Annotated in this window: 20 protein-coding genes and 1 tRNA gene; 9 read left to right on the top strand and 12 right to left on the bottom strand. The window is 58.9% G+C overall.

What is annotated here, in order from left to right; genetic code table 11:
* Nucleotides 1-124: 124 nt before the first annotated feature.
* Entirely contained in the window at nucleotides 125-895 is a 771-nt protein-coding gene (locus tag ACSQ36_RS11430) for an AraC family transcriptional regulator (RefSeq protein WP_436181984.1), read from the top strand.
* Nucleotides 896-1,080: 185 nt separating this feature from the next.
* Nucleotides 1,081-2,427 (top strand): pyridoxal phosphate-dependent decarboxylase family protein, encoded by a 1,347-nt coding sequence (locus ACSQ36_RS11425; protein WP_436181983.1) that lies wholly within the window; start codon nucleotides 1,081-1,083, stop codon nucleotides 2,425-2,427.
* Nucleotides 2,428-2,924: 497 nt separating this feature from the next.
* Here ACSQ36_RS11425 and ACSQ36_RS11420 read toward each other — a convergent pair whose 3' ends face one another.
* Nucleotides 2,925-4,022 carry a DNA alkylation repair protein gene (locus ACSQ36_RS11420; RefSeq protein ID WP_436181982.1) on the bottom strand — a complete coding sequence of 366 codons (1,098 nt, stop codon included), beginning with the start codon at nucleotides 4,020-4,022 and terminating at the stop codon, nucleotides 2,925-2,927.
* Between the two features lie 521 nt (nucleotides 4,023-4,543).
* Here ACSQ36_RS11420 and ACSQ36_RS11415 point away from each other — a divergent pair.
* Nucleotides 4,544-6,109 carry a methyl-accepting chemotaxis protein gene (locus ACSQ36_RS11415; protein WP_213761625.1) on the top strand — a complete coding sequence of 522 codons (1,566 nt, stop codon included), beginning with the start codon at nucleotides 4,544-4,546 and terminating at the stop codon, nucleotides 6,107-6,109.
* Between the two features lie 111 nt (nucleotides 6,110-6,220).
* On the opposite strand, the gene ACSQ36_RS11410 is transcribed toward ACSQ36_RS11415, so the two are convergent.
* The 4 genes from ACSQ36_RS11410 to ACSQ36_RS11395 form a co-directional block, all read right to left on the bottom strand.
* The gene (locus ACSQ36_RS11410; protein ID WP_436181981.1) at nucleotides 6,221-6,607 is read right to left on the bottom strand and encodes a nuclear transport factor 2 family protein; all 387 of its coding nucleotides are present in this window, start codon (nucleotides 6,605-6,607) and stop codon (nucleotides 6,221-6,223) included.
* A 226-nt stretch (nucleotides 6,608-6,833) separates the two neighbouring features.
* Complete coding sequence (locus tag ACSQ36_RS11405) at nucleotides 6,834-7,505, bottom strand: cation diffusion facilitator family transporter (RefSeq protein ID WP_436181980.1); 672 nt, start codon at nucleotides 7,503-7,505, stop codon at nucleotides 6,834-6,836.
* 386 nt (nucleotides 7,506-7,891) lie between these two features.
* The gene (locus ACSQ36_RS11400; protein ID WP_436181979.1) at nucleotides 7,892-8,509 is read right to left on the bottom strand and encodes an NAD(P)-dependent oxidoreductase; all 618 of its coding nucleotides are present in this window, start codon (nucleotides 8,507-8,509) and stop codon (nucleotides 7,892-7,894) included.
* 310 nt (nucleotides 8,510-8,819) lie between these two features.
* Nucleotides 8,820-9,563 (bottom strand): helix-turn-helix domain-containing protein, encoded by a 744-nt coding sequence (locus ACSQ36_RS11395; protein ID WP_436181978.1) that lies wholly within the window; start codon nucleotides 9,561-9,563, stop codon nucleotides 8,820-8,822.
* A 413-nt stretch (nucleotides 9,564-9,976) separates the two neighbouring features.
* Between ACSQ36_RS11395 and ACSQ36_RS11390 the strand changes: the two genes are divergently transcribed.
* Nucleotides 9,977-11,008, top strand: coding sequence for a porin (locus ACSQ36_RS11390; protein ID WP_436181977.1), 1,032 nt, complete (start codon nucleotides 9,977-9,979; stop codon nucleotides 11,006-11,008).
* Nucleotides 11,009-11,086: 78 nt separating this feature from the next.
* Complete coding sequence (gene iaaH, locus ACSQ36_RS11385; protein ID WP_436181976.1) at nucleotides 11,087-12,472, top strand: indoleacetamide hydrolase; 1,386 nt, start codon at nucleotides 11,087-11,089, stop codon at nucleotides 12,470-12,472.
* Between the two features lie 80 nt (nucleotides 12,473-12,552).
* Here the strand turns inward: iaaH and ACSQ36_RS11380 are convergent, their stop codons facing one another.
* From ACSQ36_RS11380 to ACSQ36_RS11360, 5 genes are all read right to left on the bottom strand, one after another.
* Nucleotides 12,553-13,173 (bottom strand): TetR/AcrR family transcriptional regulator, encoded by a 621-nt coding sequence (locus ACSQ36_RS11380; protein WP_213761618.1) that lies wholly within the window; start codon nucleotides 13,171-13,173, stop codon nucleotides 12,553-12,555.
* A 148-nt stretch (nucleotides 13,174-13,321) separates the two neighbouring features.
* The gene (locus tag ACSQ36_RS11375) at nucleotides 13,322-14,755 is read right to left on the bottom strand and encodes an amidase family protein (RefSeq protein ID WP_436181975.1); all 1,434 of its coding nucleotides are present in this window, start codon (nucleotides 14,753-14,755) and stop codon (nucleotides 13,322-13,324) included.
* Between the two features lie 85 nt (nucleotides 14,756-14,840).
* On the bottom strand, nucleotides 14,841-15,503 hold the full coding sequence (locus tag ACSQ36_RS11370; RefSeq protein ID WP_436181974.1) for an O-methyltransferase: 663 nt from the start codon (nucleotides 15,501-15,503) through the stop codon (nucleotides 14,841-14,843).
* Nucleotides 15,500-16,318, bottom strand: a complete 819-nt coding sequence (locus ACSQ36_RS11365; RefSeq protein ID WP_436181973.1) for an inositol monophosphatase family protein — start codon at nucleotides 16,316-16,318, stop codon at nucleotides 15,500-15,502. Before ACSQ36_RS11365 ends, ACSQ36_RS11370 begins: the two co-directional genes overlap by 4 nt.
* 497 nt (nucleotides 16,319-16,815) lie before the next feature.
* Nucleotides 16,816-17,775, bottom strand: a complete 960-nt coding sequence (locus ACSQ36_RS11360; RefSeq protein ID WP_436181972.1) for a LysR family transcriptional regulator — start codon at nucleotides 17,773-17,775, stop codon at nucleotides 16,816-16,818.
* A 296-nt stretch (nucleotides 17,776-18,071) separates the two neighbouring features.
* Between ACSQ36_RS11360 and ACSQ36_RS11355 the strand changes: the two genes are divergently transcribed.
* The 4 genes from ACSQ36_RS11355 (at nucleotide 18,072) to ACSQ36_RS11340 (ending at nucleotide 23,299) form a co-directional block, all read left to right on the top strand.
* Nucleotides 18,072-19,700 (top strand): ABC transporter substrate-binding protein, encoded by a 1,629-nt coding sequence (locus ACSQ36_RS11355; protein WP_436181971.1) that lies wholly within the window; start codon nucleotides 18,072-18,074, stop codon nucleotides 19,698-19,700.
* 136 nt (nucleotides 19,701-19,836) lie between these two features.
* Nucleotides 19,837-21,084, top strand: coding sequence for an amidohydrolase family protein (locus ACSQ36_RS11350; RefSeq protein WP_436181970.1), 1,248 nt, complete (start codon nucleotides 19,837-19,839; stop codon nucleotides 21,082-21,084).
* Between the two features lie 65 nt (nucleotides 21,085-21,149).
* Nucleotides 21,150-21,929 (top strand): aspartate/glutamate racemase family protein, encoded by a 780-nt coding sequence (locus ACSQ36_RS11345; protein ID WP_436181969.1) that lies wholly within the window; start codon nucleotides 21,150-21,152, stop codon nucleotides 21,927-21,929.
* A gap of 200 nt (nucleotides 21,930-22,129) precedes the next feature.
* On the top strand, nucleotides 22,130-23,299 hold the full coding sequence (locus ACSQ36_RS11340; RefSeq protein ID WP_436181968.1) for a porin: 1,170 nt from the start codon (nucleotides 22,130-22,132) through the stop codon (nucleotides 23,297-23,299).
* Between the two features lie 267 nt (nucleotides 23,300-23,566).
* On the opposite strand, the gene ACSQ36_RS11335 is transcribed toward ACSQ36_RS11340, so the two are convergent.
* A tRNA-Leu gene (locus ACSQ36_RS11335) sits at nucleotides 23,567-23,651 on the bottom strand.
* A gap of 227 nt (nucleotides 23,652-23,878) precedes the next feature.
* Complete coding sequence (locus tag ACSQ36_RS11330; RefSeq protein WP_436181967.1) at nucleotides 23,879-24,505, bottom strand: TetR/AcrR family transcriptional regulator; 627 nt, start codon at nucleotides 24,503-24,505, stop codon at nucleotides 23,879-23,881.
* Between the last annotated feature and the right edge of the window lie 20 nt (nucleotides 24,506-24,525).

The following is a 24,525-nucleotide window of genomic DNA, read 5'->3' as shown; positions in this document are numbered from 1 at the left end:
GGATCGCAGGCCCATTCGGATCGGATGACTTGCGCGTTCAACCCGCCGCACGATGCTGGGATTTTTATGTTGTGCGGACACTCTGCGCTGCGGTATAAAAGCCGTTCCAGAGGGTTTCCCGGTCATGTCCGCTCCGCTTCTCGATTCCGCAAAAATTCATTCGGCCGATGGCCCGATCCTGTTCGCTGTCGAGCTGTCCGGCGATGTCGCGCGTGTCACCGGGACTCATCGCCACGCCCGTGGCCAGATCTTCGGCGCGGTTCGCGGGTTGCTGTCCGTTGGAACCGACGACAGCCAATGGGTCGTGCCGGCAATCCATGCAGTCTGGCTTCCGCCCAACCGCGCGCATTCTCTTCGTTCACACGGTGCGTTTGCGGGCTGGAGCGTCTACGTCAGCGAGAGCGCCTGTACGGATCTTCCGCATGAGCCTTGCACAATCCGCACTTCCGGCCTGTTACGCGAGGCCGTGAACCGAGCAGCAAGCTGGGACAGCAAGACACTGGATGAGGCGCAGATGCGCCTGGCGGGTGTCATACTCGATGAAATTCGCTCGTTGCCGCGTGAGGCTTTCGGCTTACCTATGCCGCGTGATGTACGCGTGCTGCGGATCGCGCGCGCACTTGCTGACAATCTCGCCGATAACCGCCGCCTGGAAGAGTGGGCTGACTGGGGTGGCGTTGCGTCACGGACGTTGACCCGACGGTTTATCGACGAGACGGGGTTCAGCTTCTCCGAATGGCGCCAACGAGCGCGCCTGATGCGGGCACTGGAGATGCTTGCGTCGGGCACGGCCGTCACGACTATTGCACTCGATCTCGGCTATGAAAACGTCAGCGCGTTTATTGCCATGTTTCGCCGGACCTTCGGCGTGACGCCAACCCAATATTTTGTCTAGCGGACGGATGCTCCGCGAACGATCGAACGTATTGATCAAGCGTCGGCTTCAATGTCCGAAAGGCTGCTTGCCCGGCGCCGGCACAAGCCTGCTTGCGCTGGTATTCTGGCGGTTGACATTGCGATACGTACATCGAAAGAACCATGATCCTGTTCGCACCACTTATTACTTTGGCGGAAATATAGATGAACGAGATAACCCTGCTGACCGAAGCCGACGATCGCGCCCGACGCTATACCGAGTCCATCCCGGAACGACGCGTGTTTCCCGATCAAGCGGCGCTGCAGGCGCTCGTTGCGTTCAACGAGCCGCTACCGGCACGCGGGTATGCGCCAGAAGACGTGCTACGGATGTTGGACGATATCGGTTCGCCCGGCACGGTAGCGTCGAACGGGGCTCGGTACTTCGGCTTTGTGATTGGCGCAGCACTGCCGGCGGCTGCGGCAGCAGAACGCCTGATGCTGGCATGGGACCAATGCGCGTCGTCATTCGACAATTCCCCGGTCGCGGCCACGCTCGAACGGGTCGCGGCGGGCTGGGTGCTCGAGGCGCTGGACCTGCCTCGCGAAAGCGCGGTGGGGTTCGGTACCAGCGCCACGGCTTGCACGCTGAGCTGCCTTGTTGCCGCGCGCCGCATGCTGCTCTTACGCAAGGGCTGGGACTTCGACAACGACGGACTGACAGGTGCTCCCGAGGTCAAGGTCGTGGTGTCCGAGCTTGTGCATATCACCGTGAAAAAGGCGCTTCGCCTGCTTGGTTTCGGCATGAACAAGATACTGTTCGCACCGGTAAACCATCATGGTCAGGTGGACCCGGAACGCTTGCCGCCACTCGATGACATGACCATCCTTTGTTTGCAGGCGGGCGAGGTCAACACGGGTGAATTCGATCCATTCGACATGCTTATTCCTCAGGCCAAGGCTGCCGGCGCCTGGGTTCATGTGGATGCGGCGTTCGGCTTGTGGGCACGCGCGTCCTCGCATGCGGAACTGACGAAAGGGATAGAAGGGGCCGATAGCTGGACAACCGACGCCCACAAATGGCTGAACACACCCTATGACTGCGCGATGGCGATCTGCCGCGATAGTGAAGCGCTCGCGGCCGCAATGAACAGCGATGCGGTCTATTTGAGCGGGGCGAGGGACGCGCAGAAAAACCTGACCCTCGAGTTTTCGCGAAGGGCTCGCGGCATACCGGTGTGGGCCGCGTTGCGGACGTTAGGGCGTGAAGGCGTGGCTTCATTAGTGGACCAGCACTGCGCGCTCGCGCGGCGCATTGCACAGGGTCTGGCGCAGGCGGGGTTCGAGATACTAAACCGTGTCACGCTGAACCAGATTCTGGTTCGCGCGCATACCGATGAACTCACGGTTGCTGCCCGTGAAGCGGTCCAGGCATCGGGCGAGGCCTGGTTTGGCGCAACCGTCTGGCAAGGGCGGCCGGCCTTCCGGATCAGCGTGTCATCCTGGCGGACGACGGAACACGAAGCGGACGCACTCGTGCAATTGTTGACCGGGCTTGCCAAACCACGCTGAGCAATGCGGCATTCGATATCGATATCGGGCGCGGTTTGGCCAAGCTACCGATGCCGATCGAAAAGCGCGCGAAGATTAATCGCGAGGCTGGCCAATACCGCCAGCGCGCCCAGTGTTTCGAGTAATGCCGAGAGCATCGCGTCAGATCTCCCAGAGGGTCGAAGCCGGTGGCATGCTACCGGCTCGACGCTTAGATGAAATGTCGTAACAGCAGTCGAAGATCGAGCGTCAGCGTGCAGGTAAAGAACCATCAGCGGAAGGTCGTAGGGCTGATAGTTGATACGGCCGCGTATGCGTTGACCGATCCACATACCTGGCAAGACCGGGACGACAGCAAACTGCGTGCTTGCGATGTGACCGAAAGCGAATTCATTTTCCCGTGCAGGCCCGATCGCCAACGCCGTGGTCGATACCGTAAATAATAGTCCGAGGGCCTGGGCGAGATCTTATTTTTTTGGATCGAGCGCTTGAAGATAGGGACCGTGAGGGTTCAATGCTCAACAACTCAGATCGAAATATCCCTCGGCGAGGCATACGCCGTTCACCAGGATCTCGACGTCATGCCGCCCGGCGTAATGCACGCGCGTGGTGAAGTCCCGGATGTTCTGCGTGCGTTCTATCGCTACCGTTTGCCCGCCGTCCAGTGTCAGCTCCTTCAGCTTGAATACTTTCGCGGCCGTCACGCCCGATTTTTTCACATAATGCATCCTGTAGTCGATCACGAGCCGCTGGCTTTCGGGGCACTTCGATGCAAGATCGAATGACAAGGTCACACGCTCGCCTAATGCAACCTGGCGTGGCGTCACGGCGAACTTGCTGAGCTTCACATCGGGCGCGCCGCCCGCGCCGATCAGCGCCAGCGCGCGGCCGTTGCCGGCCTTGATCAGGGAGCGCAGGGCGCGCTTCGCAATCCAGGCCGTGTGGGGGTTTTCAATCGGCCACGTCGCCAGCCGGTCCAGCACCCACTCAGGATGCGATTTGGTGACATCGTTCAGATGATTGGCGACTGACTTGCGGACATACAGGCTCACGTCCGAACGCAGGTTCTCCAGGATGGGCGCCGCCAGCGAAGGATCAGCCAGAATTGCGTCGAGCCGGAACGACCACGGCAAGCGTGGACGGCTTCCTTCGCTCGCGAGTCGACGCACGGCGTCGCTGTCATCGCGTGACCATACTGTCATGATGGCCAGCGCTCGCTTCAGATCCTTGCGCAGGAATTCGCGCACAGCGAACTCGGAGGTGCCGAAGGCCGTGAAAAACTTGAGTGCGTCCATCGATACATCGAAGTCGTCCTGGCCGTATTGTCCGACGTAGTCGGGAAGGACCAGCGTCGCAAATCCGTTCCCGATCCGCAGCGCCAGCGCACGAAGAATCTCGAGTGCTTGACCGTAGTCTGCGGGAAGGGTTGCATGCAGCGCCTGAGTCATGCGGCGCAGGCGTTGCATCAGGGTCAGGTCGTCAAGCCCGGCTAAGGAAATCTTGAGGAAACGCCGCGCGTCGAATGGGGGATAAACCGCTTTGACGTCGAGCGCCATGTCGCGGAACCGGCGGTCGTTGAAGATCTCTTTTAGTGCGGTGTTTTCGGTGTCCGGCATCGTTATCGTTTTCTTGTTGGAATTGCGCTGGAGTTGCTGTCGGCTGCAATGGGTGTTTCGGCTGGTCTATAGCCGTCCAAGGCGCGGTTCAGTGCGCTCAATCATATCGCCGAGCAGGTAAGAACTTGTTGACGATCTGTGCCAGATTTCGTCATAAGAGCGTCGCTCACGCCGCCGGAAAGGAAGCATATCTGTCGGTCCTGTCAGATCTTGTCAGGAGCCGCATTTTTAGGGTCGATTCAGTAGAAATTGAAAGACTTTCGGGCCTTTTTTGTAAGCTTAAGTATCCGTTGATGCCGCCGTTAACAAGGGGCCAGCCTGTCAGGTTTCAACGCTGTCTTAGATCACTCGACGACCATCCGGCAATAGCGTTTTCGACCCGCACCCAATGACACTCCCGCTCCTTTCGCGCTCTCGCGAACGGGCGCGGCCGATGGGTGCTGCGGAAGACATTGATTGTTTGACACGCTAAGACACGTTGAAGGGCCATATCGAGTTCAACGTTACGAAGAGTCGTCAATATGCTTAAAAAAGCGAGTGTTTCCACCAGCCTTCTGGTCGTTCTGGTCGTGTTTTGTCTCTTCCAGATCGTCACGGAAGGGCTTGGTTTCTGGTCGTTGACCGCTACTCATAAGGATGTAGGCAACCTGTCGGACATCGCGCTCAAGCAAGTCAACGCGGTCAACGAATCCACTCAACGCCTGATGGATGCACGGATCAACCTGTCGCGGGCCGGGACGCGCATGGCACGCGGCGGCACGGAACCGGTCGACATCGTCCAGCACGCGCGCGAGCAGTTGGCGCTTGCGGATCAATCGTTTACCGCTTTCGTCAATGCGCCGAAAACCGGCGATGAAAACAGGGCGCGTACGGCCGCATTGCAGGAAAAATTTCAGGCATATCACGGCGCGCTGAGTGAACTGACCCAGTACCTCGATGCCAATAACCTGCAAGCGTTCCTTGACCAGCCCACCCAAGGCTTCCAGGACCGCTACCTCGCCGAGCAACAAAACTTCGCGCGCTTCGGCGACGCCGCGAGCCGGTCGTATCTTGATTCCATCGATGCCCGGCTTGATTGGTTCCGGGGAGTCGGATTAGCGATTTTCGTGGCGCTGGTCGCGGGCGTCGCGTTTGTGCATGTCGCGTTGCGTCGCGGTGTGGTCGCGCCGCTCGAGGAAGCGGGCCGTCACTTCGAACGGATTGCCGAGGGCAAGCTCGACGAGCACATTGCCGATCGCGGCACCAACGAAATTGGCCGCTTGTTCGCCGGTCTTGCGTCGATGCAGGCCAGCGTCGCCCACACGGTAAAGACGGTGCGCGAGTCGTCGGACTCGATCAATCTTGGCGCCGATGAAATCGCCACCGGTAACGCGGATCTGTCAGCGCGCACCGAGAACCAGGCGGCTTCGCTGGAAGAGACTGCATCGAGCATGGAGGAGCTGACCGCGACGGTGCGCCAGAATGCCGAGCATGCCCGCGATGCGAACAGTCTTGCCGGCGACGCGCTCACCGCGACATCGCGAGGCACGGGCGTGGTCGATCAGGTGGTCGAGAAGATGACCAGCATCGCGAAGAGTTCGGACAAGATCTCGGAGATCATCTCGGTGATCGACGGCATCGCTTTCCAGACCAACATCCTGGCGTTGAATGCGGCTGTCGAGGCGGCGCGGGCAGGCGAGCAGGGCCGCGGATTCGCGGTCGTGGCAAGCGAGGTGCGTGGGCTTGCGCAACGCAGCGCGCAATCGGCCAAGGAGATCAAGGAACTGATCGGCGAATCCGTCTCGCAAGTGAACGATGGTTCCGCGCTCGCGGGACGGGCGGGTGAAGCAATGCGCGAAGTATCGACGTCAATCTCGCGCCTTACGCAAATGATGGCGGAGATCAGCGCCTCATCGCTCGAGCAAAGCACGGGCATCGAGCAGGTCAATCAGGCTGTCGTGCAGATGGACGCGATGACGCAACAGAACGCGGCGCTGGTGGAGCAGGCTGCATCGGCGGCTGCATCGCTGCATGAGCAAACGCGTCACCTGAAGGCCGCAGTATCCGTGTTCAAGATCCCGGACGAGGGAAGGGTAACGCGGTTTTGAAGACCGAAGCAGGCACAAGGGCGTTTGGCCCTTGTTGCGTTCAAATCGGCGGCAGGTTTCGATTGGCCCAGAGTTTGCGAGCCGGGCAGAACACGATGACAGCCTCAGCGGTCATCGTGTCTCAGCGCTGTGCAATCGCGGTGTGCCCATCTTGAACCATGCTTTCGCTATTTTCCCGTTCTCGACTTCGTAGATGGCGATCACGTCAATCTCGCCGGGACCGTCCGGGAAGGTGCGAGTGACAAGCTCCTGGTCGACCACGAGGTTGCCAACCGATATACGCGTGATGAGCTTGCCGAAAAGATTGGCTTCGCTGAACCGGGCGATGTGCCGTTCGCGGATCTCGTTTGCGCCGCTAGCCAGCAAACGTGAAGGGAACTCGTAGTACTCACAGTCGTGTGCCCACCATTGCATAAACCCTTCTATATCCCGGGCGTTATAAGCCTCAAGTTGTTTTTGTACCGGGAATTCGACGTCACTCAATCCGCTTTCATTCATTTTGTTATTTTCCCTGTGAGTAGTAAACGATCCCGGCTGCGAGCGTCATCATGAGCGCGCACGCCGGGTTTTAGCGGGAAGTATTGCAGCGAAGTCTTGCAGCGGTCTATAGCTGGTGGTACGCACCTGCAGCGAGCATGAAGAGGATTCATGCCATTGCCTGCACGCGCTAATGGAAGGCGCGTGTAGAGCCTTCCTTAACAGGCGAAGGGAATAAGCCGCCGCCTTATTGTCCGGCGGTCTCGCTGGCGGGTCGATCGAAAGAGTCTTTGAAGGCTTTCCAGCCGAGATTAAAGCCCATTCGCGCAATCATGATGCCGATAACCGCAGCGGCCAGACGATCCGACATCGCCCACCCGGCCATGCTACCCAGAATCCCAATTGCGGCTATCAGCGCTGAGATCGCGTCAGAGCGCGCATGCCAGGCGCTCGCAACGAGAATGGTGGAGCGGGTGCGTTTGGCCACGGACATGATGTATCGAAACAGTGTTTCCTTGGCGACGATCACGAACACCGCCACGACCATCGCGCTTGCATGAACGCTGGCAGCATTCGCTGCATTGGCCACGTGTCCAAGACTGCTCCATAGGGTTTCCATTCCTGTTGCGATCAAGAGGAAGGAAATAAGTAGTGATCCTATGGTTTCGTATCGATCATATTGATCGTTGGCGCTCCGGTGCGCGGCCGTGGCGCTCAGGCGCAAGACCGCCAGCACCATTCCGTCCGCTGCCAGGTCAGCCAGCGTATGGACGCCGTCAGCGAGCAAACCGTCCGAGTAAGCCAGCCAGCCGATGACAATCTGCATGGTCATCAGGGCCGCGTTCAGCAGAACGCTTGCCTGGGCTGCCTTGAAGGCGGCGTCGTGCTTTTCGCGGCCGTGCTCGGACGTCGACGACATCGTGGAGAGGAATTATTAGTGTAGGTACAGCACCGTAACCGCCCCACGTGGCGAACATATGACACGGATCGAGGTTGCGGGAAGATGGCGGGTTGGAGCGGTTGCGCGGCGGAGTAGACCGGAATGCCGGCGGGAAGGCGAGGAACGCTCTGCCGGGCCGCAAACACCCGCCCGGATCGTCTTCAGGATGGCTATGTCCTCTGTGCAGGGAGCCGCAGTGATGGCGGTTCTGGAAGCAGCGACCCATTCCGCGGCGAGCCGAAGGGCCGGTCTCGCTTAATGGCGCCGAGCGCTTGCGCTACGCAACCGAAGCCGCCCTTCCTGCGACCGCCCTCCTAATAAATCCTTCTGAGCAAGGCGCGCGAGTTGTATCGGAGCAGTCCAATCTATATCGATACGGCAAAGGTCTTCCCGATGGAAGCGGTCGCAATAGCTTCCCGCAGAATGAAGTCAGCCACGTCCGCCCGGGATATCCGCCCCAATGGTCCTATTTTCAGATCAGCTCCAAACCGATAGTCGCCGGTACGCTTGCCATTGGTCAGCGCCGGCGGTCGCACGAGCGTCCAGTCGAGGCCGCTCCTGCGGATTAGCGATTCCATCGTGTCCTTATCGCGCATCTTGTCCGCAATGACGGTGCGCACAAACTTGATGAACATGGAGGCGTCTTTCGTTTCCGATGCGCCATAGGCGCTCAATGCGATGAAGCGACGCACACCGGTAGCCTTCATGGCCTTCAGGATGTTCCTGGCTCCATCCGCGCACACGGTGGACGGGCCGCCTTTACGAGCGCCGAGCACACTGATGATCGCGTCTTGTTCCTTTACGACGCGCTCCAGTTCCGCTGGTCGATCGAGACCGGAGACAAAAATTTTAAGGCGAGGTGTTTCGCTCGTCAGCGTTCCTGCTGTTCTCACTACGGCGGTGACATCGTGTCCGGCTGCCAAAGCCTGTTCGATCAGATGGCGGCCCGTAGCGCCACTGGCGCCAAAAATTCCCAGCTTCATAGGTATCCTTCGAAATAGCGAGCAAACGCAGACGACGTTTGCAGGTCGGGGTGATTCATTTTCAAAATGGAGAGCGACGTAATGCCATGAAGGTTCGTCGAGGCATGCAATGCATGATAGGACCTACCCGTCATATTGGGTACTCGCAATCCAATGGCATACGAGTGGCAACAGAATCGCCTTCTGACGGTATTCGAAGAACAAAAACGGGCTGTTTCCGCGCTTCTCTTCGCACGCGGGCTCACATTTCAGATGCCAGGCGATCTACTTACCGGTCTGCTAAGTCGTCATTTCGCCAGCGACGTCCGGCTTAGCGGAGCCGCCGGATCAGTTGGGCGCGGTTATTCACGCTGAGCTTGTAGAACACGTGCTTGAGGTGGGTACGTACGGTCGAAAACGAAATATCCAGACGGCTCGCGATCTGCTTGTCTGTGAGACCCATTGCGACCATCCGCGAGATTTCGTGTTCTTTGCGCGTGAGCCCCAGTGCGAGTGCTTCGTCGGCACCCTGAGCGTCACCCGGTGCCCCCGTGGGGGTGTCTTTGCAGCGCCTCAGCGCCGCGCCAAAGGCGGGCGCGATGATTGCCAGCAACGCCAGATCCGTTGCGTCGAAGTTTCCCTTTTGCTGGCTCCGCCAGATTCGAATATCGCCCGTGCTTTCGCCGTCGATTGGAACATGCACATTCATGCCCCAGTATAAAAAATCGCGTGCGAGGAAGTCATTGAAGAACTCCGTACGCACCAGTTCGGCCTGGGGCACGATTTCCGTCACGAGCGTGGGCTTGCTGCGTGCACGCAGCCGGTGGGTGATTGGATCGTTGTACTGGAAGTAAGCCTCGTAATTGCGAAGGTTCGCATCCGACATGTCGATCGCCACGCGATCGTCAAAGCGTTTTCCGGCCGGATTCCATACGTAGGAGACGAACTGATCCGCGTGCAGAAGGCGCGTCAGGAGGTTGCCCAGACGTAGGCGCAACGCGCAATCCGGTTGTGGTTCGGCGAGAACCTTGATGATTTGCGGTAACAGAATTGTCTGCTGAGTCGTAAGAAACATGGCCGAACTCCTTCGTCGCATGGGTTCGTAATAGTTCGCCACTGGTGCCTCCGGACTCGGGGGACATAGCCGGCGCTGTGGACCGTTTGTTGGTAATTGCTAATGCAATCCGTCGTCGACTTTTCAGCGATTGCTTTCTCAGCCGGTCGTCAGATGCATCTGATCTTCGCACAACGAAAATCCGTTTGCCCTTCGCGTTGACCCCAAGAGCGCTCAAAGAATCCAGCGGCAAAAAGGACCCCCGTCCCACGTTTGCTACGGCGTCCGACGTATCGCATCTCTTCCCGCGTATTTCTCCCAGCCATCGTCATTCCTGGGGATTCCATCGAATTTTCGGCCACTCAATCATGCGTCCATTGGAACGATCAGTCGGCAATGGAAATTAGAAGGGCAATGGCTAAGGAGATACGCTGATGAAGTTGAGTTCTTTTGTTTTGGCTGCCGCGTTTGGAGCGCTTGTTTCAGCGCATCAGGCGAATGCGCAGCCATCCGTGACGCTCTACGGTGAGATCGACACGGGTATTCAGTATTTAACTCACGCGGATGCAGCCGGCAATTCGCAGCTTTCGATGACAACCGGAAGCCGGCAGCCCACGTTCTTCGGCATCAGGGCGACGGAGGACCTTGGAGCCAGGACAAGTGCGGTGGTCAACCTCTCTCAGGTATTCAACTCCAACGACGGAAGCCAGTTCAATCCTGGCGTTGAATTCTCTAACGAGGCGTACGTGGGTCTTACCAACGAAACCTTCGGCACGTTGACGGCAGGCCGTCACTACAGCGTGCTTTTCGACAACACGATCATCTACGATGCGTCGTATTTTGCGAAGTATTCTGTTTTTTCGGACAATTTCATCCCGGCCCAGAATTTCTGGGTGGATAACTCGATCAAGTACAAGTCGCCGGAAATCGCAGGCTTAAGCACCGAGTTGCTCTACCGGTTTGGCGGGGTGGCGGGTGACAACAAGGCAGGGCGTGTTGTCGAGGCATCGATCAAATACGCATCAGGAGGCTTCGCCGGCAGCGCTACCTATTCAGGGACCAATGGCAACGCCGGCATGTCGTCCGAGAAGGACATTCGAATAGCTGTGGCGGCGAAATACACCTTCAAATCGATCACCGTGTCCGCCGGCTATGAAAACATCTCGGGGTCTCTTCAGCTCTCGCCCGCTGGATGCACCTATTTCGGGGGCCTCGGTTACCAGGTCGCACCGGACTTGAATCTGAATGCGGAGATTTATCGCTACGACTTCAAAGGCTCCAGTTCATCCGTCACGGGATACGTCGGAACAGCCAGTTACAGCCTCTCGAAGCGCACAACGTTATATCTCCTCGCCGGCTTTGTGAACAACAAGGGCGCCGGAAATTTTGGCCTGAACCCATACACGACAACGGCGTTGGGACAGAGCCAGATGGGCGCGACTATTGGCATCATGCATCGCTTCTAGGGGATAGCGATCGTTGCTTCGGAACAGGCATCCATTCCCATTGCGGCAATAGGGCCGCGCTTTTAACTTCAGGCCGATATGAACTTGATCAATCTTTCCATCGTGGATGTCCGTCATGGTCTGCAAACGAAGCAGTTCTCGAGCGCCGAGTATGTAAGCGCATTGCTCGAGGAAGCCGGCCGCCGTTCAGCATTGAACTGTTTCGTGAATCTGGATACCGCACGCCTGCTGCGAGAAGCCCGGCTTTTCGACGACCAACCGAAAGCGGGACCGCTCGCGGGTATTCCAATCGCCTTCAAGGACAACATCGACGTCCGCGGTGTCGCAACGACCGCAGGCACAAGGAAATTGCGCGCCAACTTCGCGGCGAAACATGCTCCGGTCGCCTCGAAATTGTTCGACGCCGGAGCGCTATTCTTCGGCAAGCTGAGCATGCACGAACTTGCCTTGGGAATTACCAGCAACAACGGTTGGCTAGGGCCTTGCCGCCATCCGTTGGATCTCGGGTTATCGCCGGGAGGCAGCAGTGGCGGGAACGGCGCAGCATTGGCTGCGGGACTGGTGCCGGGCGCGATCGGTACCGACACCGGAGGGTCCATTCGACTGCCGGCGGCGTTGTGCGGCGTGGTGGGTTTGAGACCAACGGCGGGCCGTTATCCGCAGGCCGGAATCGTGCCGATTTCGCATACCCGCGATACTGCCGGACCCATGGCGCGATGCGTCGAAGACGTCGCGCTTCTCGATGCGGTGGTCACGGGCGATCACGCCCACGAGGCAGTCGAATTGTCGGGCTTACGCTTGGGACTACTGCGTCACGCTACGTGGGAAAGGCTGGAACGTGACGTTCAAAAGGTCTGCGAGGAAGCGCTCGACGTGCTTCGCAAGGCAGGTGTCATTCTGGTGGAAGTGACAGTCGAAAATCTGGAGCCCTTGAATGCGGCGATCGGTTTTCCGGTTGTGCTGTACGAGCTGATCAGGGATCTTCCGGCCTATTTACGTTCACGCGGAAGCGCTTTGACGATTCAGTCCGTCATCGATGAAATCAGGAGTCCGGACGTTGCACAGATCATGCGGCTTGCCATGGACAATCCCGTTCCGGAAACGGCCTATGCAGACGCCCTGACCGCCCGCCTCAAGCTGAAAGAGGCATACCGCCAATGCTTCCGCGCTCACCGCCTCGATGCGATTATTTTCCCCACTTCCCCAATGACGGCACGGCCGATCGGCGCTGACGAAACCGTGGAACTGGAAGGGGAGCAGGTGCCCACGTTCGCGACCTTCATCCGTCATACCGACTACGCCAGCAATGCAGGGCTTCCCGGCATCAGCCTGCCAGCGGGCCTTGTTGAAGCGGGACTACCCGTGGGTCTTGAGCTGGATGGACCGGAGGGCAGCGACCGCCGGCTGCTAGCCATAGCCGCGGCAATCGAACGGGTGATGCCTCCGGTTCGCCTCGCACCGTGACACGGTTCGCATGCGCTGCCGAAATTCCACATAGAAACGTTAGCGCGTGTGACGACCACCTTCACCTCCGGCTGATACCTTCACTTGATCCCGTCGCCTTCCAGGTATCCGAATGCAGCTCGCGAAATTCTGCGTCGAAGGCTTTCCATATCCGTATCCCCTCGTTCACTCGCCGCATCGCTCAGCGTTCGGGTGAGCGCCATCACATCCGATGCAGCGGCGGCAGGATCCTGACCATTCCTCTCGGCGGCGCCCGAGACGATTTGCGTAATCACGCCGTGGACCTCCCGGGCGATATGCCCGTCGCGCCCGGAAATAGACAGGCGGCTTTCCTCGTAGTCGAGCAGGCGGGCGAGTTGCGGCCGCGACAACTGATGCTCCGCGGCCACGCTTATCACGTGTTCCAGTGCACGTCGCCAATCGTCGCCGTGGTCGTACTCACTGATTGCGGAAAGAATCCGCTGATGTCCGCGCTCGATCAACGCCGCCGTGACGGCATCCTTGCTCGGGAAATACTGATATAGCGAGCCGATGCTGACCCCGGCCCGATCCGCAATATAGTTGGTGTTGTAGCCTTCAAGGCCCAAGCGGTCGAGGACGTCGGCCGCCGCGTCGAGGATCGTGTCGACTGTCTTTGCAGCCCGGCCCTGTGCGGGCAACTTTCTTGGGCTCAGGGGGTCGGATGGCTGGTCGTTTGACATGGGGATCCTCGTTGGCTCACGATGCGCAATTGATTTTATCGCACCTGTAGTGGGGGGGTTTGCAAGCGGCTGCCGGCTGCCATGGGGCGGCAAGCCGCGCGTCACACCGCGCGTCACACCGATGCATCGCCGCCATTCGGCGTTGCGCTCATCCGTTGGGAAGCGTCGTCGGCGGCAGCACCGTCTCGACAGAACGGCCCAGCGACAGGAGTGCCCGGTCCTGTCCGGGGAGGGCAACAAGCTCGATGCCGACCGGAAGCGTTTGCGCAGACGAACTGCCTGCAGGCAGCACCAGTCCAGGAATCCCACCCGCCGCGCTCAACGCCGTGTTGCGGCCGAAAGCGTCGAAGAACGAAACCGTCTTGCCGTCGATTTCGACTTCGCTTTCTTGCCCGATGAACGGCGGCAATGCCGCGGTCGCTGGAAATGCCATAGCGACGATGCCATGTTGCTCGAAATGGCTGCGGATACTCGCCTTGATGCCTTCGCGTTGGCGCAGCATGTCAACGTAGGCGTCGTTCGTCGGCCGGTTTGGCGGCAGGGCGACTTGCCTGATGAGGCTTTTAATCCCTTCGCCGACCTGCTCGAACAATTCATCGAACGTTAGCGAAATTTCGTTCGCGGTCAGGAGACGTTCGATGCCATGCGCGGTTTCGTAAAGCATGATGGTCGCTGCGATCTCGAACGCGCGGGTCATCATCGGAGGAATGTCTGACCGGACGATGATGGCGCCAGCATCGCTCAAGCGCGCCAGCGCGTCGTAGTAGACACGCTCCACGTCTGGATCAAGGCCGCTTTCGTAGAACGAACATACGCCGATACGCGCGCCCGCAAGCGTCGTGGTGTTGATCGGCGTGTGGTCTCCGGTCAAGGCGGAATCGAACAACGCAAGGTCGTCGACGCAGCGGGCGAGTGCGCCGACCTGGTCCAGCTTCTGATTGGTTAGCGCGAATGCACCTTCATTCGGATAGCGTCCGAACGTCGGTCGTAGTCCCGCCAGCCCACAAAAGCTTGCGGGGACCCGTATGGATCCCAATGTGTCCGCCGCAACCGCCAGCGGCGCTATTCTGGCCGCCACGGCCGCGGCGGAACCGCCGCTACTGCCACCGGGAACACGTCGAAGATCGTACGGGTTGCGCACGGCGCCGAACGTTTCGTTATTACTGGTCCAGCCAAACGAGAGCTCCGTCAGGTTGGTCTTGCCCATCACAATCGCGCCCTCGTCCACCAGCCGTCGTACCAGTTCGGCGTCCGCCTCAGGCTGAAAGTCGCGTAGCGCACGGGTTCCATTCGTCGTCCTTAAGGTCTGCGTATTGACGCTGTCCTTGACGGGTATCGGCAGTCCGTGGAGCAAGCCGAGCGCCTGGCCGTTCGCGCGCTTGAGATCCGCCGCACGTGCGGCCTGCATCACTTGAGCGGGAGACAGGGTCACGAAGGCGTTGAGCGCGCTCTGTTCGCCTGCACGGTCCAGTAGGGCGGCGGCATAGGCTTCCGCGGTAACGTCGCCTCGTTTCATCGCGGCTATGGCGTCTGTCGCGCTCAAATTCACCAGAGCAGCGGATCGCTCGTCGACGGTTTTCACTTTTTAGTCTCCTCACATAAGAGTCCCGCATATCTGGACCGGACTTCAAGCGTGCCGGGAATGCGCATGCGTACCAACGCGGGTTTTATTCTTCCAGCTTGATCGACAACTCGACGTCCTCACGAATGCGCACGGAGCAATAGCGCGGGTCGTTGCGGATTTCGGCAAGGTAGTCAGGACTGCCTTCGGCGTTATCGGCAATGACCAGCCCTCCAACACGCAGTTGCGGTTCAAGGAGTGCGAAGACTTGTGGATAGAGCGGCTTGGCCCCGTCGAGAAAGAGCGCATCGATTGCAGGCGGCGCATGCGACGACAGCGTCTCCAGCGCATCCCCTTCGAGGATGTCCGCCCATTGAGCCAAACCCGCGTTCGCGAGGTTCTCGCGTGCGCGGATTACCTTGGACGACTCCGCTTCGGTGCTGGTCACCTTGCCGCCGCCGTTGTCTTTCACGGCGGCGGCAAGGTGAATTGTCGATACGCCGAACGATGTCCCGAACTCCACGATCGTGCGGGCGTTCATCAGCCGGGCCAGTACATACAGCAGTTTGCCGGTGCTGCGCGAAACCGCGAGATGTGCGTTCTTTGCATACGCATACAGTTCGCGGTGGCTGCTGTCGGCGACCAGCCTGTTTCTTTCGACGGCATTCAGGTTCGAAAACTGGCGAGAGAATTCGGCCTTGGTGGTGTCCGATGCCACGAACAATTGGTCGAGTAACGTAGCTACTGCCGGATGAGTGAGTGTGTTCACAGGATCTTCGACAGCACGTTAACCGATGCCTCGTGCAGCGCCGGCGCAGCGGCGAGAAAATCGTCGCTTGCAAGATGCCACGGACGGCCGTGCGTGTCGGTCACGGTGCCGCCGGCCTCGCTAACCAGCAACGCCCCGGCAACCAGGCCGGAACGTACCTGGCTGAACTGCCAGAAAACATCCATGCGTCCCGCGGCAACATGGATCAACTGCAGGGTGGCCGGAACCGAGACGCGTGCAACCAGCGCCGAGCTCAGCATCGCCGTGACGGATTCACCAATTCGACGGAAGGTGGCGGCGTCCTCGCCGGGTTTCGCCTGACCTGTCCCGACCAGCGCGGCGTTGAGTTCCTTTTTGCGCGACGGTTCGATCCGAACGCCGTCGAGGTAAGCGCCGCCGCCCCGCGTTGCGGTATAGGTGTTGCCGGTGAGAGGGAGATACACGACGGTCAGTTCGGGCTGGTTATCCTTCACCAGGGTTGCGGTCACGCACCAGTCGGTCATCCCGTGGATATGATTGATGTTGCCTTCCACGGGGTCGGTGACCCACCATTCCCCCGGCGGCAACTCGCCGCTTTCGAGCTCGTCTTCAGACCAGCTGGCTTGCGGACGAGCAGTAAGCAGTGCTTCTTGCATGACGCCCAGAGATTCGGCGTCGTTTGCGTGGATTGCCTTGACCAACTCTTGCAGGTCCGCAGGCCGGGCATCAGGAGAAAAAATCTCCTTCATGTGGTTGCCGGCAGCCTGGACCGCGTTAATCGTCGCGCGCATCAGCGCGTCGTTGCTGGCGATCGTGTCTTCATTCGATGATGTCATTTACGCTCCATGCGTTGCGAGATAGCTGACGTAATGGTAAGAGCCGCACCTTCCCCGGACAACTCGCTTTCGTTCTTGTGAGCGGCATCGCATTGCGCCTTGGTGGACGGGAGAAGCAGGGCCGCGGGAGTATCCGGGCGCGATGCGGTTGTGGGCAAAAGCTCACTTTGCAGCGCCTATATCGTCTTACGATTGGCTGCCGGCTGGCTGCTTCAGCGCTTTCAGTTCGACCATGCCGTCCTCGGACAATGGGAGCAGCGGGCTGCGAGGCGCCCCGGCCCCGAAGCCTTGCAACCGGAGCCCCGCGTTGATCGTTATTGGTAAGCTGCTATTGAGCAACGGGAGTTGCTTATAGAAGAATTGCCGCACCGTATCGGCGTCTTGAGATATCGATGCGTTGTACAGATCGATATACAACTAGGGAATCAGATCAACGGAGGGCGATTCGTGGCATTCGGTTGGTAATACGACGTCCCCAGCGCTACGGAAGTGCTCGGTTAGTGCGAGTACTCAAGGAACAGGGAGCGCGCCTTGTCCAGCGAAGCCGACAATTCCGCAGTGAGCCACTCGACGAATCGGTGAATCGGCGAACCGGGCGGTGGCACGATCGCGGCGAGGACAAAGTAAGACGAAGCTTCCAGTGCAGGCTGGTCATTCGCGAACACCAGTCGCCGCTCTCGCAGTAACCTGTCGACCAGTAAGGAGCGGCCGATTGCAACACCGCGGCTTTCGATCGCTGCCTGGTAGGCAAGCCACGCGAGATTGAAGTGCAGGTCGGTCGTCCGCCGGGAACTGACGGCGCCCCGCGCGTCGGTCCAATGCATCCATTCGACGTTAGGGGCCGCGTCGACACCCGGCGCCACATCATGCAGAAGAACTACAGCCGCCGAAGAGGGCAGCGTCCCGTTCAGGTCGCCGTAGATATCCGGCGAGCAGACGGGCCTCACGAGTTCCGGCAGCGAGACCAGCAGTTGCCGGCCTTGAATCCCGGGGTCTCCGTATCCGACTGCTACATCGATTGCATCTCGTTCGAACTGCACCCGGTCCGTGTACGTCCAGTCTGCAAAGATCGAAACGGAGACGTCGGGGTGTTGACGCATGAAGTCGTGAAGCCGCGGCGTCAGCCACTCGAGCGCGAGCGATGGCGCGCACCGCACCTTCAGTACGGTCGTCGTCTGGTCGCGCGGCAGCCGGTCAAGCCCGGTTTGCAGACCGGCAAACCCTTCCCGTACCGCGCCGAGCAGCATCAGTCCACTCGCTGTGAGCTTCACTTCCCGTCCCGCCCGCTCAAACAGCTTCGTATCAAGCCGGTCCTCGAGCGCACGTACGCGCTGGCTCACGGCGCTTTGCGTGACGCACAGTTCCTCTGCCGCCCTCGCGAAGGTGCCCGATTCGGCCGCGACCTTGAAGAACCACAGGCCGGGCACGAGCGCGGTATCCAACTTTCGATTACCCATTGCCCACTACCCATTAGCCAGGCTAATTAGTCGATGTAGAAATGATGGATTGTGTCACGAAAATAGGCGTACAAAAATCTCGCCATGCGTTCGGGGTACAGGTTGCCCTGGAAGGAGACCCGCGGGCGAGTCCGTATCCAGTTAAGCCTTTTGACAGGGTGGGATGACCATCCGGCTCGGCAATCTACCGATTAATGCAGGTTAAGAATAGGTGCAGGATTTGGCCAGATGCCACGGAAGGTGGCCAGCCAGAACTCGAATCGAGACAGCAAAAATCAGCTACATGGAGTTTTCCGATGAATACCTGGAAGTTCAAGCCGTTGTTCTTTGCTTCGTTTGCACTCGTTTCATTGGCGGCCCTGAATGCGCCGCTCAGTCAGGCAGCGCAGTCTCCAGCAGGACTACTTATCTACTGCTCGGAAGCTAGTCCGGCTGGTTTCGACCCGGGGCAATACACGTCAACCGTCGATAACGCTGCGGGCGCTTATCCCATTTACAACCGCCTTGTTGAGTTCGTTCGCGGCACCACGCAGGTGACACCGGCGCTGGCAACGAGCTGGGACGTGTCCCCTGATGGCTTGCAGTACACGTTCCATCTCAGGCATGGAGTCAAGTTCCAGACGACCGACTGGTTCAAGCCCTCCCGGGACTTCAACGCCGACGACGTGCTTTTCACGTTCAACCGGATGCGAGATTCGAACCTCGCATTCGGCCGAGCCTATCCGGTCGAGTTCCCGTACTTCACTGACATGGCGCTGGACAAGACCATCGACCGAGTCGAAGCGCTTGACCCTTACACCGTGCGATTTACGCTGCACACCGCGTCTGCGCCGTTCGTCCAGAATATCGCCATGCCGTTCGCGTCTATCCTCTCGGCGCAATACGCTGAACAACTCCTCAAGGAGGGGAAGGCGGCCCAAATCAATCAGTTGCCGGTCGGAACAGGACCATTCGCGCTTCAGAGTTATACGAAGGATGCGACGATCCGGTACAAGGCCAACCTCGATTACTGGAATCCAGGCGTCGTCAAGCTCTCAAAGCTCGTCTTTTCCATTGTGACGGACCCGGCGGTGCGCTCGCAGAAACTCAAGGCCGGCGAGTGCCAGATTACGAGTTATCCACGACCGAGCGAGGTGCCGTCGCTTAAGGCAGACCCGAAGCTGGTTGTGCAGGAGGCGGCTGGCTTCAACGTGGGATACCTCTCCTACAACGTGACCCACAAGCCGCTGGACAACGCCGACGTGCGTCGGGCGCTGGACATGGCCATCAACAAGCCGGCCATCATCAAGTCGGTGTATCAGGGGGCAGGGCAACTGGCAGACAATGCGATGCCGCCTACGCAATGGCCGTTTGATAAATCGCTCAAGGGCGCAGCCTACGATCCGGACCAGGCTCGCGCGCTTCTGAAGAAGGCAGGCGTTCCCAACGGCTTTGAAATCTCGCTATGGTCGATGCCGGTACAACGCCCGTACAACCCCAATTCGCGGCTGATGGCAGAAATGATTCAGGCCGACTGGGCCAAAATCGGCGTCAAGGCGAAGATTGTTACGTACGAATGGGGTGAGTATCTTAAGCGCGCGCATGCCGGCGAAGACGACAGCTTGCTCATCGGCAGCAATGGCGATAACGGCGATCCGGATAACTGGCTTGGCACATTACTCGGTTGCGATTCGGTCAACGGGGGCAATTTTTCGAAATGGTGCTACGCGCCCTTCAACAAGTTGATTGAAGAAGGGCGAACGACCGCCGACCATCAGAAGCGCGTGGACATCTACACAGCCGCACAGCGAATCTTCGCCGATCAACTGCCGTTCAGTCCTCTCGGTAGCTCGACCATTTTTCAGCCTATGAGCAAATCGGTCGTGGACTTCAAGATCAACCCGTTCGGACCACCAGATTTCACCGGCGTCAGTGTGAAACAGTAGTCGCTCCCTGAAATTGCCTGATTCGCTGTATTGCTTACGCCGCGAATCGGGCTAAATGAATGGCTGCCGTCTATCGTGTCACAACGATAAGGATATCGAATGAATTCAAGCATCAATTTCAGTCAAGATCCAGACCATGAATAGCGTGCTGTTTCGAAACGGATGCCTGCTGGTGCCGGGTGAAACAGAGCTTGTCGGCGAGCGTGATGTGCTTGTCGAGGACGGCCTCATCAAGGAGGTATCCGACCGGCCTATCAAAGCTTCGTCCGCGCGTGAAATCGACGTGCGCGGAAAAACGCTGATGCCCGGTCTGATTGACCTGCACGTTCATGTCTTTGGACTGGGTCTGAACATCGATACGCTGGCACGCACGCCCAACGTCCTTGTCACGCTCCGAGCCGTGCCAGGCATCGCCGCCATGTTGCGCCGAGGATTCACGACGGTGCGCGACGCAGGAGGAGCCAATTTCGCCATCCGGGAGGCTATCGAGTCCGGCGTGATAGCCGGGCCACGGATGTTCGTGTCCGGCCGCTCGATTAGCCAGACCGGCGGCCATGGTGACAAACGCAGTCGCTCAGACTTCCTGCTGCCGGACTTTCCTGAGTGTGGCTGTGTGCGCGTGGGTGGGCTTAACCGGGTCGCCGACGGGCTGGATGGCGTTCGGAAGGCCGTACGTGAGGAATTCCAGATGGGCGCGGACCAGATAAAGATCATGGCCTCCGGCGGTGTGTCCTCGCCGACCGATCCTATCGGGGCGCTGGGTTATTCCGAGGAAGAGACCCGCGCGATTGTCGCCGAGGCGCACAGTCGCCACACCTATGTGATGGCGCACGCATACACGGCGGAAGCCATCGGCCGGGCAGTGAGATGTGGCGTTCGAAGCATTGAGCATGGCAACCTGATAGACCTCGCGACAGCGGAGCTGATGAGTACGGCCGGCGCCTACGCTGTTCCCACGCTTATCACGTATCGCGCGCTCGCATCGGAAGGGCAGTCGCACGGCCTGCCTCCCGAAAGCATGGGGAAGATAGCGGAAGTCAAGGACGCGTCGATGCGCTCGCTGGAACTCTTCCGGCAGGCCGGCGTGAAGATGGGATTCGGCACGGATCTGCTGGGAGCCTCCCAGAGGCTGCAAAGCGAAGAGTTCAGGATTCGATGTGAAGTCTTGCCACCCTCCGAGGTCATTCGAAGCGCCACCACGATTGGCGCGGAAATCCTGAACATGCAGGGAAAGCTCGGAGAACTTGTTCCGAACGCGTTTGCCGATCTGCTGGTCGTGGACGGCAACCCTTTGCGCGACATCAACTGCCTGACCGGACAGGGTGAAAGCATTCCTCTCGTCATGAAGGGCGGGAAAATATGTTTTGACGAACTGACGGCCTGACCGGGAGGCATAGCCTCTTGACTATGGGCCGGCAGAAATGAAGCGAACGACTGAACACCTTGAACATGAAAAACGCAAACGTCACGCGACCTAAGATTGGCATCATCACGGGCTCCGGTCCTGAGGCCGGTATGGACCTCTGGAAAAAAATACTCGATGCGCGCCGTGCGATCGAGGACGTACCGTACGGTGGAGACCTGGATGCGCCGAACGTGACTATCTTCTCCGAGCCCGCACTTGGACTCTCGATGGAGCTCGAAAAAAACGATTTTGTTGTTTGGGATAACCTTCGACGCTCAGCCCAGTACATTGCCGGGCACGTGGACTATTACGCTATTGCGTGCAATACACTGAACTACTATCAGGGACACCTGGACGCGCTGAATCTGCCGGCACAGCTCATCTCCTTCTCGGACACCGTACTGGCTTACCTGCGCGCGCATCGGGTCGAGCGAATCGCCTTGCTCGGTGCGCGCCCGGTGACCGACCTTGGGCCCTGGTCACATTACCGGCAACTGGTCGGGCATGTTGATATTGAACTACCCAATCCAGACGCCGCGCTTCGACTTCATCAGCTTATATACGACATCAAGGCTATCGGGCCGGATGCACCCTCAATTCGCGAGGGATTCCGCGCGGTCCTCGATGAACTGGAAGCCGAGACAGTGCTGCTTGCCTGCACGGAACTCCCTCTGATTCAGCTCGACCCGCAGACCCTGGCGGGAACAGGTAAAGCGCTAGTCGATGTGACTGACCTGGTTGCAACCCGGCTTGCGCAACTGGCTTGCCAGTCGACCGTTGCCGATATCGCGTTGCCGCGGGTCTCGCGCGTCACAGTGACGTAAAACCGTAACGTATGTTGAAACGGCAAGTCGGGTTAATGGCAATTAATTTAGGAATACAAATCATATTCATAAATGGCCGCGCTGGAAATAGCCAAGTTGAGGAGCAGGAACGGGCGTCTCCAGAGCGTGAAATGTTGTCGGTCATGGATCACAGGTGATGTTAATTCAGTTGTTTTTTTCAGTGAAAACTGGGGGTAAAAATGAACAAATCTATTCTGGTTGTCAGTGTGTTGGGTGCTTGCTGTAGCGTGGCGCATGCCCAAAGCAGTGTCACGCTGTTTGGTCTCATCGACGAAGGTTTGAACTACACGTCGAACGTTGGCGGCAAGTCGCTCTGGTCGATGTCAAGCGGTGACGTGCAGGGGAGTCGCTGGGGTTTGAAGGGTTCGGAGGATCTGGGCGGGGGGCTGAGTGCGGTCTTCAAGCTGGAGAATGGATTTAACATCAACAGTGGCAAGCTCGCGCAGGATGGGCAGGAGTTCGGCCGGCAAGCGTGGGTCGGTGTGTCCAGCACGAAGTTCGGGACGCTGACGCTCGGTCGCCAATATGACTCGCTCGTCGATTACCTTGGCCCGCTGACGGCCAACGGCAACTGGGGCGGCGGGATGTTTACGCACCCGTATGACAACGACAACACGGACGATACGTTCCGGCTGAACAACTCCGTCAAGTTCGCCAGTGTCAACTACTCGGGTCTCACGTTCGGCGGCGCGTACGCGTTCAGCAACTCGACGGGCTTCGCTACCAATCGCGCAGAAAGCCTTGGGGCGCAATACGTCAACGGCCCATTGACCGTCGGCGCTGCCTTCCTGAACGTTGATGAGCCCAACAATGGCAGTGCAGGCGCGGTCGCGAACCTGGGTTCCAGTGGTACGGACGGGAGCTGGACGGCCGCCCGGCAGCGGGTTTTTGGCGCGGGTATCAATTACGCGATCGGGGCGGCCACCCTTGGCTTTGTGTACACGAACGCGAACCTCTCGCAGCCGACGGGGACGGAGTACGCCAATTTCGCGGCCAGCCCCTCTCTCGGCGCGGCGTCGTCGATCAAGTTCAACAACTTCGAGGTGAATGCCCTCTACCAGTTCACCCCGGCGCTCTATGTTGGCGGCATGTACACCTACACCCAGGCCACGTACGACGGCACGTCCGGTGGAAGCGCGAAGGCCAAATATCACCAGCTTGGTCTGATGGCCGACTACAACATCTCGAAGCGTACCGACCTGTATGCACAGGCCGTATACGTGAAGGTAGTGAGCGATTCCGGTATTCAGGGCACCGGACTGGAGTTCGCCGCGAACCCGGATGCCGCAGCCCCCTCATCGAATGACCGGCAGGTTATTGCCCGGATCGCAATCCGTCACAAGTTCTAATGGTGTCGCGACGGAAAGATGCTCTTGGCTGAGAGCTCTCTTCGTCAAAGGTCATGATGGACGTCGGGGCGTATCGAGGATCGAAGCCGCCGCAATGTTTCTTGATTCGGTTTGGCATATCCGGGCCGGGGGGTTCCCGAAACGGGTATACGCAAGAACGCCGGATGTTATGGGAACGCCTCGGATCGACTAAAACAAAAAACCCCGCAGGCACAAGGCGTTACGGGGTTTTCTTTTACTACGCTGACTGCCTTGCTAACTACTTGTTGGTGCCCAAGAGAGGACTCGAACCTCCACACCTTGCGGCGCATGGACCTGAACCATGTGCGTCTACCAATTCCGCCACCTGGGCCAACCGATACAGCGAAGGATGCTATTTTAGCGAACGATTCGACGCTGTCAATGGTCGCGTAAGAAATGGATCGAAAGGAGAGGCAAAACAGCGGAGGGGAGAAGCGGTTGCGGGCCGGCAGTCGATCGTAATGTTCTTCGACCCGATCCGGGCGTGGGTAGCGAGTATCGCCCCCTTCACTGAGCGCTCGATTAAAAATTCAGCGAGCCCGGTCCACTCAGCGACGATCAAGCCGCGTGATAGTGATGCCGCATGAAAAACCGGTCGAGTTCACGGTCCTCCGGCCGATGCCCCGTAAAGACCTCCACGTACTCCGCAATACGCATCATGCGGATAGATAGCGCCTCTTCGCTTTTCATCGAAATGTAGCCCATCTGCGTCAGGTAGATGGCTCTCGCGCGCACATCGGCGGAAATGGGTTCGTATTGGTAGCGCTCGAACAATTGAGTGAGCGCGGCAATCCGAAGTTGATCCGCGACCTGGATCTCGGCAGCAATCTCAGGCGACTGCAGTGCCCAGCTCCGGATAGCGGCTTCAAACCGCGAGTCGAAGATCTGGTCATCGAGCCAGCAATCAAATACGTTCAGAACCGCCTCGCAGATCGTTTCGGCGTAGGCTTCGGTCTGCTTGATCCAGTTGCCCGTGTTTTTGGCGCGCCAGCGCTCCAGCAACGCGGCCAACAGTTCCTCGCGGTCCTTGAAAAACCAGTAGAAACTGGTTCTCGACAGATTCAGCTTCTTCGCCAATGGAAGGATGCGCACGGAATCGACGCCGGCATCGCGCAGGCTTTCGTAAGCTACCTCAAGCCACGCTTCGGGCGACCCTCGTCCCGCGTCCGCAGTCGGTTGATCCATAGGTAAAAATTCCTTAAAGC

This window comes from Caballeronia sp. LjRoot34 (genome assembly GCF_964253815.1).
In the GTDB taxonomy this organism is placed as follows: domain Bacteria; phylum Pseudomonadota; class Gammaproteobacteria; order Burkholderiales; family Burkholderiaceae; genus Caballeronia.
The sequence above is the reverse complement of the archived record's forward strand: the minus strand, read 5'-3'. Positions and strand labels throughout refer to the sequence as shown.